The 14443-nt window shown below is 69.5% G+C and carries 15 protein-coding genes and 1 tRNA gene; 11 read left to right on the plus strand and 5 right to left on the minus strand.

Annotation, left to right across the window (positions count from 1 at the left end; genetic code table 11):
- Positions 1–24 precede the first annotated feature (24 nt).
- The gene (locus BGO15_RS02880) at positions 25–948 is read left to right on the plus strand and encodes an AEC family transporter (RefSeq protein ID WP_056210311.1); all 924 of its coding nucleotides are present in this window, start codon (positions 25–27) and stop codon (positions 946–948) included.
- Positions 949–1066: 118 nt separating this feature from the next.
- The gene (locus BGO15_RS02885; RefSeq protein WP_056210309.1) at positions 1067–1819 is read left to right on the plus strand and encodes a sulfite exporter TauE/SafE family protein; all 753 of its coding nucleotides are present in this window, start codon (positions 1067–1069) and stop codon (positions 1817–1819) included.
- Between the two features lie 337 nt (positions 1820–2156).
- Here BGO15_RS02885 and merB read toward each other — a convergent pair whose 3' ends face one another.
- Positions 2157–2831, minus strand: a complete 675-nt coding sequence (gene merB / locus BGO15_RS02890; RefSeq protein ID WP_056519172.1) for an organomercurial lyase — start codon at positions 2829–2831, stop codon at positions 2157–2159.
- A gap of 15 nt (positions 2832–2846) precedes the next feature.
- Positions 2847–3770: a LysR family transcriptional regulator gene (locus BGO15_RS02895; RefSeq protein WP_056519169.1), complete on the minus strand. Its 924-nt coding sequence runs from the start codon at positions 3768–3770 to the stop codon at positions 2847–2849.
- 83 nt (positions 3771–3853) lie between these two features.
- On the opposite strand from BGO15_RS02895, the gene BGO15_RS02900 reads away from it, so the two are divergent.
- On the plus strand, positions 3854–4768 hold the full coding sequence (locus tag BGO15_RS02900) for a DMT family transporter (protein WP_056210306.1): 915 nt from the start codon (positions 3854–3856) through the stop codon (positions 4766–4768).
- Positions 4769–4785: 17 nt separating this feature from the next.
- Positions 4786–5712, plus strand: coding sequence for a ketopantoate reductase family protein (locus BGO15_RS02905; protein WP_056210303.1), 927 nt, complete (start codon positions 4786–4788; stop codon positions 5710–5712).
- A 209-nt stretch (positions 5713–5921) separates the two neighbouring features.
- Here the strand turns inward: BGO15_RS02905 and BGO15_RS02910 are convergent.
- Together BGO15_RS02910 and BGO15_RS02915 are read right to left on the minus strand one after the other, a co-directional pair.
- Positions 5922–5994, minus strand: a tRNA-Lys gene (locus BGO15_RS02910).
- A 114-nt stretch (positions 5995–6108) separates the two neighbouring features.
- Positions 6109–6759: a fasciclin domain-containing protein gene (locus BGO15_RS02915; RefSeq protein WP_045245858.1), complete on the minus strand. Its 651-nt coding sequence runs from the start codon at positions 6757–6759 to the stop codon at positions 6109–6111.
- A 252-nt stretch (positions 6760–7011) separates the two neighbouring features.
- Here BGO15_RS02915 and BGO15_RS02920 point away from each other — a divergent pair, with 252 nt between their 5' ends.
- The 7 genes from BGO15_RS02920 (at position 7012) to BGO15_RS02950 (ending at position 13067) form a co-directional block, all read left to right on the plus strand.
- Positions 7012–8739 (plus strand): cytochrome c biogenesis protein DipZ, encoded by a 1728-nt coding sequence (locus BGO15_RS02920; RefSeq protein ID WP_056519167.1) that lies wholly within the window; start codon positions 7012–7014, stop codon positions 8737–8739.
- Between the two features lie 78 nt (positions 8740–8817).
- Positions 8818–9417, plus strand: a complete 600-nt coding sequence (gene sigK, locus BGO15_RS02925; protein WP_200930940.1) for an ECF RNA polymerase sigma factor SigK — start codon at positions 8818–8820, stop codon at positions 9415–9417.
- Positions 9414–10205 carry an anti-sigma factor gene (locus BGO15_RS02930; RefSeq protein ID WP_056210302.1) on the plus strand — a complete coding sequence of 264 codons (792 nt, stop codon included), beginning with the start codon at positions 9414–9416 and terminating at the stop codon, positions 10203–10205. Before sigK ends, BGO15_RS02930 begins: the two co-directional genes overlap by 4 nt.
- Before the next feature lie 154 nt (positions 10206–10359).
- Positions 10360–10707: a helix-turn-helix transcriptional regulator gene (locus BGO15_RS02935; RefSeq protein ID WP_045245865.1), complete on the plus strand. Its 348-nt coding sequence runs from the start codon at positions 10360–10362 to the stop codon at positions 10705–10707.
- An 86-nt stretch (positions 10708–10793) separates the two neighbouring features.
- Complete coding sequence (locus BGO15_RS02940; protein ID WP_056210300.1) at positions 10794–11198, plus strand: VOC family protein; 405 nt, start codon at positions 10794–10796, stop codon at positions 11196–11198.
- A gap of 52 nt (positions 11199–11250) precedes the next feature.
- Complete coding sequence (locus tag BGO15_RS02945; protein WP_045245863.1) at positions 11251–11889, plus strand: hypothetical protein; 639 nt, start codon at positions 11251–11253, stop codon at positions 11887–11889.
- Positions 11890–12182: 293 nt separating this feature from the next.
- On the plus strand, positions 12183–13067 hold the full coding sequence (locus BGO15_RS02950) for an aminotransferase class IV (protein ID WP_056210298.1): 885 nt from the start codon (positions 12183–12185) through the stop codon (positions 13065–13067).
- Positions 13068–13432: 365 nt separating this feature from the next.
- Here BGO15_RS02950 and BGO15_RS02955 read toward each other — a convergent pair whose 3' ends face one another.
- Positions 13433–13891 (minus strand): endonuclease domain-containing protein, encoded by a 459-nt coding sequence (locus BGO15_RS02955; RefSeq protein WP_235557424.1) that lies wholly within the window; start codon positions 13889–13891, stop codon positions 13433–13435.
- Positions 13892–14443: the final 552 nt, after the last annotated feature.

Consider the following 14443-nt stretch of genomic DNA (forward strand, 5'->3'; position numbering starts at 1 on the left):
GTCCGGGTCTCGTACCCTGGGAGGGTGCTGACCACTCTGACCGGATTCGTCGTGGTCGGCGTGGCGATCGGCGTCGGGTACGTGCTGGGCCGGATCGGACTGCTCGGTCCGCACGCGCCGTTCGTGCTCGGCCGGCTCGTCTTCTACGTGCTCTCGCCGTTCCTGCTGTTCGTGGTGCTCTCGAAGGCCGACGTGCACGTGCTGTTCTCGGCGCAGCTGCCGGCGTCGGCGTTGACGGCTGCGATCGTGCTCGCCGTCTACGTCGTGATCGCGCGGCTGGTGTGGCGGCGCGGACTCGGAGAGACCGTGATCGGCGCGCTGTCGGCGGCGCAGGTGAACTCGAACAATATCGGCATCCCGCTGTCGCTGTACCTGCTGGGGTCGGCCGCCTACCCGGCGCCGGTGATCCTGATGCAGCTGCTGATCCTCACCCCGATCACCCTGGCGCTCTTGGATGCCGCGACCTCCGACGAGCTGCGCATCGGGCGCACGATCCTGCGCACCGTCACGAACCCGATCGTGATCGGCTCCCTGCTCGGCACGTTGTTCTCGGCGTTCGAGATCCCGCTCCCCGACATCGTGTTCGAGCCGCTGCAGTTCATCGCGGGCGCGGCGGTGCCGGTGCTTCTCATCTCCTACGGAATGTCGCTCAACGGCCAGAAGGTGCTCGGGGTGGCGGGTCATCGCCGCGACGTGCTGCTCGCGAGCGCGCTGAAGCTCATCGTCATGCCGGTCGTGGGATGGCTCGTCGCGACCTACGTGCTCGGCCTCGACGCGCACGGGGTGCTCGTCGTCGTCGTGCTCGCGGCACTGCCGACCGCGCAGAACGTCTTCAACTACGCGCAGCGCTACGGGGTCGGCCAGACGATCTCCCGCGACACCATCTTCATCACGACGATCGGCTGCATCCCGGTGCTTCTGGCAGCCGTGCTGCTGCTGCCGCACTGACGCTCGACGTCACAGTCGGCCGCGGGGCCGCGGCATCCGGTTCTCCGGCGCACGGCAGCCTCGACACCGTGCCGGCGTTCGTCGTGCAGCCGCGACCGGCATCTGCCAGGGTGCTGATGTGCCGGATCTGCTCACCGCGTCGTTCCTCGTGGTCGCGGGGCTCGTCGCCGGCGTGATCGGCACGGCGGGCGGCATCACTTCCCTCGTCGCGTTCCCGGCGCTGCTCGCCGTCGGCATCCCGCCGCTCGCGGCGAACGTGACGAACTCGGTGGCGCTCCTCGGCAGCGGGCTCAGCTCGGCGCTGCGCGCCGGTCCCGACCTGCGCGGCCATGCCGCAACGCTGCGCACCTGGATGCCGCCGTCGGTCCTCTTCTCCCTCGCCGGGGCGGTACTGCTCGTCCTCACCCCGGGCGCCCTGTTCGACCGGGTGGTGCCCTTCCTCGTGGCGACGGGCTCCCTCGTGCTGCTCGCGCAGCCGGTCATCGCCCGCGCGCAGCGACGCTTCGGGCGAGGGATGCCGCGCCCCGCCGCCGCGATCGCCGGGGGCGCCGTCGCGACCTACAACGGCTATTTCGGGGCGGGTTCCGGCATCCTGCTGATCACCCTGCTGTTGCTGACGACCGAACCCGTGCTGCACCGCGCGAACTCGCTCAAGAACGTCATCCTCGTCGCCTCGGACGTGTTGCCCGCGGTGCTGTTCGCGGTGTGGGGCACGGTGGTGTGGGCGGCGATGTGGCCGCTCGCGATCGGCGCCGTGCTCGGTGGCCTCATCGGCCCCGCGGTGGCCCGTCGTCTCCCGCCGGCGGTGCTCCGCGTGCTCATCGCGCTGTGCGGCTTCGCGCTCGCGGGGTATCTGCTCGTCCGGGGGTGAGGGTGGGCCCGGTTGGCCTCGAGCTCACGATGGCTGAGTGCCGCGCTCTGTCGAGTGCATTCCGGGCCGCTGTGCTTCTCGGTGGGAGCGGCAAGGGGTCGACGTGGCATGCGGCTGTGCGGGCGGTGTGAACACCACCGCAGACATCCGCGGCGTTGCTGTCGACTTTCCGAGGTGCTGTCCCCGGTCGGACGACAGCGGTATTCAGCAGTCGGCGTATCGACGTTCTCGGAATGTCTTCATCCGCACGCCGTCGCCGGCTGCACATCCTCCATGCGAGTTGCGGGGCGAAGGGCGCCCGTTCGTCACGGCGTCACGGCACCTCTGCACATTGTCGTCATGGTTCCACACCCCAGAAGGGGCCGGTCAGGCCGACCTCGCGGAAGTAGGCCGCAGCGAGGGTGGGATCGCGGCGCTCATAGGGTGTGTCGAGCCTGCCGTCGTACCAGTGCGCGGCGAGGTTCCAGAGCGTGGTCAGCGTCATCACATACCCGCGAGTGTTGCCCGTTCTGGCGAGCCAGTCGTCGAGGCAGCTCTCGTCGCAATAGATCTGTTGGTTCTCGCAGGCGTGGGTGGCGTCGGGCCAGATCTCGGCCGCAGGGACGAGGAAGTGCGCGATCTGGTCGCCCGAGGGCGGGTACTCGTTTGTGACTGTCCATGCGTGGGCTGCGCCGCAGGCGGGGCAGGTGGTCGCGATGAGCGCGGACGGGGAGTGGGGGACGAGGTGCGGAATTGCGAATGCGTCCCAGGCACATCCGCCCCACCAGAGTGTGGTCGTGCTCATGACGGAGAAGCGGAACGAACGGCTGGCGAACGGGTGGGCGAGTACGACGTCCCCGTTCTGGAGCACGAGGTGGTGGGAATCGGCGAGTTCGACGAGTGCGGCCCTCGCTTCGTCGGGGGTGGCCTTGACCGCAGCGGCGAGTTGTCGAGCATCGAGCGATCGTCCTGTGGTTGCGAGGTGACGGTAGAGCGTGATACGGATGCGCTCAGCCAGGTCGGATATAGGCAACGGCGTACTTTCGTGTCAGGTGGCGAGAGGTCGCAGAGGCAGTCTTTCTGCCGCCGCCTCGGTGAGGATGCGGGTGAGGGCGCGTATCCCAGGATCGACGACGTCGGGAGTGCGCGCTGCGAGGTGGACGCTGCGCACGAGCGGGGAGTCGAGACTGAGCAGATCGACGCCGTCAGGAAGCTGCGCGATGGTCAGCGCGGGCACGAGAGCGACGCCGACTCCGGCGGCGACGAGTTCGAGTTGGACGCTGAAGTCCATGGATTCCGCGACGATTCGGGGTTGGAATCCGGCGAGGCCGCAGGCGCGTTCCATCATCGTGAAGCAGGTCACGTCGGCTGTCGGCGCGATCCACGGTGCTGTCGCATAGTCGGATAGTCGCGGGGTCGACGCCGGCTGTCGATAGGTCGCCGACACCGCCAGCCAGACGGGTTCGCTGCCGAGGTGCTGAGACTCGATACCGTTCGGGAGGTTCCTGGGCACGTTCGAGTATGAATGGACGACCGACAGATCGGCGTCGCCCGTCATGAGGGCCGCGATCGCGCTATCCGGCTCCTCAGTGGTGAGGCGCACCTCTAGGGCCGCTCCAGTGTCGGCGAGCATGGTGCGGTAGGCATCCGCGACGAATGTGCGAGCCGCCGAGGGGAATGCGGCGAGGGCGTATCGACCGACTGTCCCCGCACGGAGTGCCTCTAGTTCAAGCTCCGCAAGCGACAGTCTGTCGAGAATGGCGTGACCGTGGTCAGCGAGGGTCGCACCGGCGGCGGTGAGTACGAGTCGGCGGCCCTGCCGCCGTGTGAGGGGGAGCCCGATCTCCTTCTCAAGAGCGGTGAGTTGCATCGATACGCCGGGGGCGCTGATGTGCATCTCCTCCGCTACGGCCGCAATCGTGCCGAGACGCTGCAGGGCGGCGAGCAACCGGATCTTGCGCACGTCGATCATGCCAATTCACCTTAAGCAATTTTTATCTGTTAAGTAAGAGAACGTAAGTTGTGTTGATGTATTGAGTTTGACACTCTGAATCCGTGAGAGTCAATAGGGCATTCCTGGCTGGCGTGCTGGTAGTGGTGTTGTGGGCGTCCGCGTTCCCTGCGATCCGGGTCGCGGTTCCCGCGATGGGGGTTATCGGGCTGTCGTTCGCACGCCTGCTCGTGGCGGCGGTCGCGCTGGTGATCGTTGCAGTCCTGGCGAAGGCCCGGATTCCGAGGGCACGCGATCTGGGGTGGATCGCGGCGTGCGGGTTCTTCGGGATGACCGCATACCAGCTGTTGCTGAACTGTGGGGAACTGTACGTGCCTGCAGGGACGGCGAGCATCATCGTCGCCGCCGCGCCGCTGGTCTCCGTCGCCGTTGCCCGCGTCCTCTTCACCGAGCGCATCTCCCGCACCACGATCGTGGGCAGCGTCATATCCCTCGCCGGCGTCGCGTTCGTCTGCCTCGCTCGCGCTGGCGTGTCACTGTCAGCCGCGGTGTGGATCGTGGTGGCTGCCATGGTGGTGCAGGGCATCTATCACCCGCTGCAGCGTCCTCTTCTCCAGCGGTACAGCAGCGTCGAGGTCGCCTGTTACGCCATGATCGCTGGCACTGTGATGACTCTCCCGGCGGTGGCCTTCGACCTCGACGGGCTCCTCAGCGCCGGCCCGGCACCGTGGCTCGCAGCCATCTACCTGGGCCTACTGCCGTCTGCGGCTGGTTTCGTCCTCTGGGCTTACGCCGTCGCGCGGATGCCGGTGGCCGTGTCCACGTCGCTCCTCTACCTCGTCCCTCCCGTCGCGGTGCTCATCGCTTGGGGCTGGCTGGGCGAACTGCCGATCCTGCCCGAACTTCTCGGCGGTCTTGTCGTCATCGCAGGAGTCGTCACCATTTCTCAGGGTCCGCGCCTCCTCGCGCGCCGCGTCGCCAGCCGCGCCGCACGCACCGTGCCGAACGCGATCGACTGAACTCGGAAGGGCGGGACATGTCCATGCGCATTCTCATCGTCGGCGCGGGCGCTGTGGGCGGCTTCTTCGGTGCACGTCTCGCGCGGGCGGGCGTCGACATCACCTTCCTTGTGCGTCCAGACCGAGCCGCCTCCCTCGCCGAAGACGGGCTCGCGCTCATCGACCCCGACGGTGCTCGCACCGCAGTCGCGGTTTCAGCGGTGACTGCGAACCGGCTCGATGACCGCTGGGACGTCGTGCTCCTCGCTGTGAAGGCGATGTCTCTCAACGCTGTCCTCGACGACCTGACAGCCGTCCTCAGCACGCGCGCAGTGATCCTGCCGGAGCTCAACGGTATCGACCACATAGACCTGATTCGCTCTCGATTCTGCACAGCAGTTCTGCTCGGCGGCGTGGCTGTCGTTGCTACAGAGCTCTGCGCGAATGGAGACATCGCCCAGCTCAGCCCGGAGGCATCGATTGCCTTCGGAGAGCTCGACGGGTCACTCACACACCGAGTGACCCAGCTCGGCGCCGTGTTCGCGGGCGCCGGCATCGATACCGTGGTGTCCGAGACCATCGTGCACGACATGTGGGAGAAGTGGTTGTTCATGGCCGCAGGCGGGGCGGCGACGGTGCTACTGGGCGGGCCTGCGGGTGCGATCGCCGCAGTAGAAGACGGTGTGAAGCTGGTCGAGCTGCTGATCGACGAGGTGGTCCAGATCCAAAACGCGGCGGGCCATTCACCTCGCCCCGCCGCGATCGAGCGAGTCAGGGCTGCGCTCACCCGGCGCGGATCAGACTTCACCACGTCGATGTACCGGGACTTCGTCGCAGGACGCGCGACCGAAGTCGAGCCCATACTCGGCGGCCTGCTCCGTCGCGCGGGGACCCACAACGTCACGTCCCCGATCCTGCACGCCGCCACCGTCCGCCTCCGCGTCCACGAGGCCAGCCGGGCCTGAACGGGTCGCTCCGATCACATGCGATTCAGGCCGGATGCGGTCACCTCGTCCCGTCCGGCTTCGCTCGCATGCGGCGACGGCGCTGGAGATGAGTTGCTCGCGCGTGGCGTTGTCGTGGTGAGGGAAGAAGGGCGTGGAAAACGAATACATCGCAGCGTCGCCAGATGATTCCTCACGCCCTCTTGCCGACCCCAGCGCGACAAGTCGGGTGGGCCCGGTGGGGCTCGAACCCACGACCCGCGGATTAAAAGTCCGATGCTCTGCCGACTGAGCTACAGGCCCGTGTCCTCCAGCCTACTGGGACGCGCACGGCGCTCCGGCCGGTGCCGGGCAGACGAAAGCGACCGCTCGGACTCCGGCGAGTCCGAGCGGTCGCTGACGTGAGTGACGCGGGCGTCAGTTGCTCGGCGGCATCAGCACCGTGTCGATGAGGTACACGGTTGCGTTGGCGGTGTGCACGCCACCGCAGATGACGGCGGAGTTGCCGTTGACGGTGAGGTTGCTGCCGCTACCCGACACGGTGAGGGTCTGGCCCTCGACGGTCGTGTGGGTGCCGACGATCTGCGACGGCGGGATCTGACCGGCCACCACGTGGTAGGTCAGGATCTTCGTGAGCAGGTCGCTGTTGGTCTTGAGCGTGTCGATCGTGGCGCTGTCGATCTTCTTGAACGCGTCGTCGACAGGGGCGAACACGGTGAACTCGCTGCCGTTCAGGGTCGAGACGAGGTTCACGTTCGGGTTCAGCTTGCCGCTGACGGCCGCGACGAGCGTCGTGAGCAGCGGGTTGTTCGAGGCGGCGACAGCGACCGGGTCCTGCGACATGCCCTGGATCGAGCCGGCGCCCGAGGGCACCGCCGACGCGTAAGCCGAGCAGCCGGGGCCGACGAGGTCGGCCGAGGGGTCCATCGTGGCGGATGCCATGGGGGTCGACGACGGCGTCGACATCGATCCCGAGCTGGTGGTGGAGCTCGAACATGCGGTCAGCGCGAGGGCGCCCGCGAACAGAAGCGCGACGCCGGAGATGACCTTGGACTTCGTGGTGAGCATGATTCCTCCGTGGTGAGGGGTGGGCCGGGGGGACCCGTGGGAGTGAACGACGCACCCGAGCGTTCCGGGGGCGTCCGCCGCGGTGCGACGTTCACCAAGCCGTTCGGGGCGGTCGCGGGATCGGATTGGACATCGAACAGATCCGGATGCCTCGGGCCGCCGCATCCGCTCACTCAGCGTGTTCGCGGGCAGCAGTTCCCATCCGAACGGGCGACGGGGCCGAACTGCTACCGACACGAAAGGGAGGTCGCCATGACCCTCGTCATCATCGGCCTCCTGGGCGGACTCATCACCGGCATCTCGCCGTGCATCCTTCCGGTGCTGCCGGTCATCTTCCTCACGGGAGGCGTGCAGGCCAGCGCCGCGACCGGCGACGAGGAGGTGCGCCCCGCCTCCCGCTGGCGGCCGTTCCTGGTGATCGCCGGCCTCGTGCTGAGCTTCACGGTCGTGACCCTCGTCGGGTCGCTGATCCTCGGACTGCTGAACCTGCCGCAGGACATCATCCGCTGGGTCGGCATCGTCGTGCTGATCCTCATCGGCATCGGCCTCATCGTGCCCCGCTTCGAGCGCATCCTCGAGAAGCCGTTCACCTGGCTTCCGCAGAAGGAGGTCACGAACCGGGGGAGCGGCTTCGGCGTGGGTCTCGCCCTCGGCGCGGTGTTCGTGCCGTGTGCCGGTCCCGTGCTCGCGGCGATCATCGTCGCCGGCTCCACAGGCCGCATCGGCGCCGACACGATCTTGCTGACCGTGTCGTTCGCGATCGGCGTCGCCGTGCCGCTGCTCGTCTTCGCGCTCGCCGGGCGCGCGGTCGTGCAGCGCATCCGCGCGTTCCGCACCCGCGAGCGCCTGCTGCGCATCATCGGCGGCTCCGCCATGATCGCGCTGTCGGTCGGGCTGGTGTTCAACGTGCCCCAGCTGCTGCAGCAGCTCGTGCCCGACTACACGTCGGGGCTGCAGCAGCAGCTCACCGACAACCCCGACGCGCAGAAGGCTCTCGCCCTCGGCGGCCTCGTCAACGACGAGAACAAGAACCTCGACAAGTGCACCGCCGGTGCCACCGAGCTCGAATCGTGCGGCACGGCGCCGAGCATCAAGGGCATCCAGCAGTGGTTCAACACCCCCAACGACCAGCCGATCACCCTCTCCCAGGAGAAGGGCAAGGTCGTACTGATCGACTTCTGGGCGTACTCGTGCATCAACTGCCAGCGCTCCATCCCGCATGTCGTCGCCTGGAACAAGGCCTACGCCTCGCTCGGACTCGAGGTCATCGGCATCCACTCGCCCGAGTACGCCTTCGAGAAGGACCCGGCGAACGTCATGGCCGGTGCCAAGAACTTCGGCATCACCTACCCGGTCGCCATCGACAACAACCTCGACACCTGGACCAACTACCGCAACCGGTATTGGCCCGCCCACTACCTGATCGACGCGCAGGGGGTGGTGCGCAACATCCAGTTCGGTGAAGGCAACTACGCCACCACCGAGAACCTGATCCGCCAGCTGCTCGTGCAGGCGAACCCGAACGTGCAGCTGCCCCCGCCCACCGAGGTGCAGGACACCACCCCGCAGGTCGGCTCGACCACGCAGGAGACGTTCCTCGGTGCGGCCAAGCAGGCCAACTTCGGCGGCGGCACCGCCTACGACCCGGGCACGACCACCTTCGCCTACCCCGCCTCCCAGCCCGACGACTCGTTCGTCGTGCAGGGCAGCTGGAACCTGACCTCCCAGAGCATCACCCCCGGCACCGACCAGCCCGCCCAGGTGCGGCTGCGCTTCCACGCCGGCATCGTGCAGATGGTGCTCGGCGGCACCGGCACCGTCACCTACACGCTGCAGGGCGGCGCCACCCAGACCGTGCAGGTCAGCGGCACTCCCAACGCCTACCAACTGGTCTCCAGCGGAGCCGCCTCCGACGGTCAGCGCGTGCTGGAGGTGACCGTGTCGCCCGGTGTGCAGGCCTACTCGTTCACCTTCGGATGACGGTGTTGACGGATGCCGCGGCCCGCGGTATGCGTCAACCGCCCCGTCCGCTGCGAGAGGAGTCCGTGAATGTACGGCATGCTGGTCGACATGGTGATCGACGGCGCTGACGTCCCCGAGGAGGGTCCCGTCGTCGACCGCATCGCCGAGTTGCTGGTGGCGACCGCCGGCGGCGACCAGGGCGCGTTCGCCGAGCTGTACGACGCGCTGTCGTCGCGGGTGTTCGGTCTGATCCTGCGCGTACTCGTCGACCGGTCGCAGAGCGAAGAGGTGCTGCAGGAGGTCTTCCTCGAACTGTGGCAATCCGCCGGGCGGTTCGTTCCGAACAAGGGACAAGGCCGCACGTGGGTGATGACCATCGCCCACCGCAGAGCCGTCGACAGAGTGCGCGCATCGCAGTCGAGCAGTGACCGGGACACCCGAGCCGGGCTGCGGGAGATCGCGGTGCCGCACGCCGACGTCGCCGAGCAGGTCGAACTGAAAACCGACGCCGAACGTGTGCACGAGGCGCTGCGTTCCCTTCCCGAGGCGCAGCGCGAAGCGCTCACTCTCGCCTACTTCGGCGGCTACAGCCAGAGTGAGGTGGCCGCCCTCGTGGGTGCACCGCTCGGCACCATCAAGACACGTATGAGAGACGGGCTCGCCCGACTCAGACAGGAGATGGGGGTGACCCCGTGAACGAGAACGACTTCGCCGAGCTGTCGGCGGCCCGCGCCCTCGGTGCTCTCTCGCCCGACGAGCAGCGCGCCTTCGACGAGGCGCTCGCGTCGCACCCCGAGTGGGCTGCCACCGTAACTGCCGACGAGGCGGCCGCGGCCGCACTCGCCGACACCGTGACGGATGTCGCGCCCCCCGCCGACCTCCGCGCCTCGCTGCTCGCCCGCATCCAGGACCTTCCGCAGCACTCCGACGCGGATGCCGCGGCCGACGCCCCGCCCGCGCCGTTCACGTTCGTCACACCGAGCGTGGAATCGGTGCGGTCGGCCCCCATCGCGAACGCGCGGCGGGCACGCCGCATCCTCTTCGCCCTCGCCGCGAGCATCGCTCTGGTGGTCGCGATCGGCATCGGCGGCACGATGATCGCCGGGCAGCTGAACCCGAAGCCCGCGGCGGTCGTCGCGCTCGAGAAGATCGAGTCGGCACCGGATGCCGCCAGCGCCCAGGCGGGCGTCACCGGCGGCGGCACGGCCACCCTGCACTGGTCGTCCTCGCTCGGCCAGGCCGTGCTCGTCTCGTCGGGCATGGCGAGCCTCGCAAGCGACCGAACCTATGAGCTCTGGTACCTGCGAGACGGCGTGCCGACCGCGGCGGGCACGTTCGATGTGTCGGGCGGGTCGGCGACCGCGCAGCTGCGCGGTGGGTTCCAGGCGGGCGACATCGTCGCCGTGACGGTGGAGCAGCAGGGCGGCTCGGCGACCGGCCAGCCCACGACGAAGCCTGTGCTCGCGATCGAGACGCCGGCCTGACGCACTCCGGCGGTGCGCGCCCGGGGAGACCGGCGTCACCGGCGCCCCGTGCGCGCCCCGGCATCACCGGCCCCCGCAGCGCTAGCGTGAACGGGTGACCCCCCGCGCGCAGACCCCCGAGGTGCTCGCGCGCCTGCGACGGGCGCGCGACCTGATGGACCGCTCATACGCCGAACCGCTCGAGGTCGCGATCATGGCGCGGGAGGCGTTCATGTCGACCGCGCACTTCTCCCGCGAGTTCCGCGACGCGTACGGGGAGACGCCGTACGGCTACCTGATGACGCGCCGCATCGAGCGCGCCATGGCGCTGCTGCGGGCGGGGACGACGGTGACCGATGCGTGCATGCGGGTGGGAGCGACATCCCTCGGGTCGTTCAGCGCCCGGTTCACGCGGCTTGTCGGCGAGACACCGAGCGCCTACCGGGCCCGCGATCACGCCGCCACCGAGGACATCCCGGCCTGCATGGCGCGGGTGCTCACCCGCCCCACCCGGTTCGTCTGATCGCGCACCGTGTCCCGGTCGCCGACGATGCGGAGTGAGCAGGATCAGAGAAGCGGATGCCGCCTCCCGCCCGTAGCGTGGAGGCCATGACCTCGATCTCGCTCCGCTTCTTCCCGATCACCTCCGACGACATCGACGCCGGCATCGCGTTCTACCGTGACGGACTCGGCCTCGAGCTGCGCAACAACGTCGCCGCGGGTGACTTCCACTGGGTCACGCTCGGCGTGCCCGGCACCGACGTGGCCGTGGTGCTCTCCGAGCCCGGTGCCGGCCGCTCGCCCGACGACGCCGAGGCACTGCACCGGCTCGTCGCGAAGGGAGCGATCGGCCCGATCGTGTTCGAGACCGACGACCTCGACGGCGTGTTCGCCCGCCTCACCGCCCTCGGCGCCGACCTCGTGCAGGAGCCGACCGACCAGCCGTGGGGGCCGCGCGACACCGCATTCCGCGACCCGGCCGGCAACCTCATCCGCATCAACCAGGCCGGCTGAGCCGGCGGGCGGTGCGGCCCGGGAGGCGCCCCTCGCCCCGTACCCTGGACAGGTGAGCGACGATCCCCGGCCGTACCACAAGCCCGTGCGCCGCCCCGCCGAGCTGTTCGACCGGCTCTACTCGGGCGACGACCCGGCCGAGGTCTCGCGCATCGCCCACTCGACCGCCGCCGCACTCCTCGCGCGCGTGCGCGAGGACCCCGACGTCGACGTCGTCGAACGCCTCGTCGCGTTCACCGACCGTCACGGCATCGACGACATCGCCGATCTGTGGTCGCGTGCGCCCGCTCGATCTCTGCCCGGCGCGCTCTGGCGGCTCTATCTGCTGCAGCTCATGATCCACGACGACCCGCGCACCGCGGCGCTGCTGTTCGAGCGCGGACGCCTGGCACGTTCCGGAGCCGACGAGGTGGTCGCAGGAGCGCCGACCCCGGCCGGCCCGGACGAGCTCGTCACCCTCATCGACACGATCCTGCGGGGGCTGTTCCAGGGTGACTTCGCGGTCGCACTCGAGCGGGCGGCATCCTTCTGCCGCATCGTCGCCGCCGGTGCGGTGCAGCTCGCCGACGACCACGACGTCGCGGAGCCGGCGCGCGCGAGCGCCTTCACGACGCGGGCGCTGCGCCTCGACACCTACGCGGAGGACCTCTCGGGCGCGGCGGCGCTCTGGCGCCGCGACGCGCTCGCCTGAGTCGCTTGCTCTCGCGCCGCGACACGCCGGACCGGGCGGCGCTTCGGCGCCGCGACGCTTGCTCCTGAGTCACGCCCTCGCATCGCGACGCGCCCGACCGGGGCGGCACCCGCACGGAGGAAGGGAAGAACCGAGCCGCAGAAACGCCTCTCGGCGCAAGGCCGCTCGCAGCGGCAGATATTGGAGCCCGGGGTTACTGCGGCCCGGCCGGTCCAGTGTAACGGAGCGCCCCCGGGCGGCATTCCCGCGTCATCCGCCCGGGCGCGTCGCCGTCGCGCGCGTAGGCTCGCAGCATGACCTGGCGTTTCGCGCTCATCATCGAGCCCGTGGCATCCGATGACCCCCGCACCGACTTCGACACGACCTTCGCGCCCGTCGACGCCTCGGCCCCCGCCCTCAGCATCGGCGAGCTCAGCACCCAGCGCGGAGACGGCATCTTCGAGTCGATCGGTGTCGTCGACAGGCACCCGCAGGAGGTCGAGGCGCACCTGGCGCGGCTCGCGCACTCCGCCGAGATCTGCGACCTTCCGGTGCCGAACCTCGCCCAGTGGCGCGCCGCCGTGGCCCGCGCGGCGGCGCAGTGCCCGGAGGGCGAGGCGGTCATCAAGCTCATCCTGAGTCGCGGCATCGAGCACGGCCCGACCCCGACCGCGTGGGTGACCGCGTCGGCCGCGCCCGACTATGCCCGCCCGCGCGCCGAAGGCATCTCCGTCGTCGTGCTCGATCGCGGGCTCGACCTCGCCGCACCCGCCCGCGCCCCGTGGCTGCTGCTCGGCGCGAAGACGTTGTCGTATGCGACCAACATGGCGGCGCTGCGCGAGGCGCACCGACGCGGCGCGGATGACGCCGTCTTCGCCACGTCCGACGGATTCCTGCTCGAGGCGCCGACCGCGTCGCTCGTGCTGCGCCGCGGCGATGAGTTCGTGACCCCCGAGCCCGCCGCCGGCATCCTGCACGGCACCACCCAGCTGAGTCTGTTCGCCCACCTCGCCGAGCGGGGGTTCACGACCGCCTACGAGACCCTTCCGACGGCGGCCCTCGCCGACGCGGATGCCGCGTGGCTCGTCTCGAGCGTCCGCCTCGCCGCCCCGATCACGGTCGTCGACGGCCAGGCTCTCCCGCACGACGCCGCCTTCACGGCCGAGCTGAACGCCTACCTGCTCTCGCCGCGCGACTGAGCCGCGGCATCCGGGCGTGCGGCATCCCGGGCTGACGCGGTACGCCCCATCGATCCTTTGCCCGCCGCGACTGAGCGGCAGCATCCGGGCGTGCGGCAGCCGCGCCGCGGCATCCCGGCCCGGCCGGGGCATCCGGGCGTTCTCGGTCCCGGGCTGACGCCCACAACCGTGCGCGCCGGTCTTCAGGCTGACGCGCCAGACCGTGTGCGACGCCGGCTTTCGGCGTGTCTCGCACCCCGCAGCGTCGGAACTTCTCGATGGCACGCCGCGATTGCGCTCGGCGCGGCGGGGTGTCGGGAGAAAGTTCCGACGTTGTGATGGTCGCAGCGGGTTGTCGATGCCTACCGGCGTGCGTCGCAGGTCGATCACCCCAGGCCGAGCGCGCCGAGGATCGCGCGTTCGACGAGGTCCCAGTCGTGCACGATCAGGGCGTAGTCGAACCGTAGTGTGCGGTATCCCCAGGCGGCGGATGCTGCGTCTCGAACGAGGTCGTGGTGTCTCCGTTCGGCGCCCGCGTGGTTCTCGCGCCCGTCGGCTTCGACGATGAGGCGTCCGTCAATGAGAAGGTCGACCCGTCCGACACCGAGGACGGAAACCTGGGCGCGCACGTCGAGCTGCCAGTGCCGCAATCGCCAGCGGATCAGCGACTCCAGCCCGCTGTCGGCATCGTCTCGCGCGAACGCGATCGCCTCGCGGGCTCGGTCGTTCGTGCGCTCGTGCAGCCAGGCGAGATCGTGCGGCGCGACGAGTCCGAGGCGCAGGGAGGACTCCAGGGCGACGAAGAACTGCTCCGTTCCCGCGCAGCGATCGATCTCCCTGAGCACGCTCCGCGCTGTCGCCCGCGGGGTCGGCGCGTCGCCCCAGTGCACGATCGTGTCGGCTTCGACGATTGTGGGGGTGCGGCTGTGGCGGCCACAGCGCAGGTGGAGGTGGTCGTCGTCGCTCAGCGCCCAGATCCCGAGGTGGCGAGCCGCGCTGATGCACGGAGCCGGCCTCCCGCCCGCGCAGCGCGACGCACATCGTCGCAGCTCGACGGTGTCGCGAACACGCCTCGCCGCAGGCGGATGAGCTCGCCCGTCTCGAGCGCACGTTCGATGCGGGTGCGTGAGTAGCGCAGCGCGCGAAGCTGCGCGCTCGTTCGCACCGCCGTCCTCTCGTCGCACACATGGCCATGGTGGGCGCACATCACGTCGTGAGTGTCCGAGCAGCGCGGCATCCGTGGATCGTCGGTGGCCTGCGGGCATGGGGGAGGGGCCGTCACTCCACACTCCGTCGGAAGTTCTGCGCGACACCCCGCCCTCGTCATGCGCGAACCGGCGAGTCGGCCACAACTTCCGACATTGCGCAGGGAGCGAGGCGGCGACGAGAGAGGGAGG

It is taken from the genome of Microbacterium sp. 71-23 (assembly GCF_001897265.1).
GTDB lineage: Bacteria > Actinomycetota > Actinomycetes > Actinomycetales > Microbacteriaceae > Microbacterium > Microbacterium ginsengisoli.

What these genes read in the sequence shown, in the direction of transcription:
- BGO15_RS02950 (WP_056210298.1), top strand. Translation starts at nt 12,183, where the DNA reads ATGACCTGGCGTTTCGCGCTCATCATCGAGCCCGTGGCATCCGATGAC.
- BGO15_RS02940 (WP_056210300.1), top strand. Translation starts at nt 10,794, where the DNA reads ATGACCTCGATCTCGCTCCGCTTCTTCCCGATCACCTCCGACGACATC.
- BGO15_RS02915 (WP_045245858.1), bottom strand. Translation starts at nt 6,759, where the DNA reads ATGCTCACCACGAAGTCCAAGGTCATCTCCGGCGTCGCGCTTCTGTTC.
- BGO15_RS02920 (WP_056519167.1), top strand. Translation starts at nt 7,012, where the DNA reads ATGACCCTCGTCATCATCGGCCTCCTGGGCGGACTCATCACCGGCATC.
- BGO15_RS02935 (WP_045245865.1), top strand. Translation starts at nt 10,360, where the DNA reads ATGGACCGCTCATACGCCGAACCGCTCGAGGTCGCGATCATGGCGCGG.
- sigK (WP_200930940.1), top strand. Translation starts at nt 8,818, where the DNA reads ATGCTGGTCGACATGGTGATCGACGGCGCTGACGTCCCCGAGGAGGGT.
- BGO15_RS02905 (WP_056210303.1), top strand. Translation starts at nt 4,786, where the DNA reads ATGTCCATGCGCATTCTCATCGTCGGCGCGGGCGCTGTGGGCGGCTTC.
- BGO15_RS02895 (WP_056519169.1), bottom strand. Translation starts at nt 3,770, where the DNA reads ATGATCGACGTGCGCAAGATCCGGTTGCTCGCCGCCCTGCAGCGTCTC.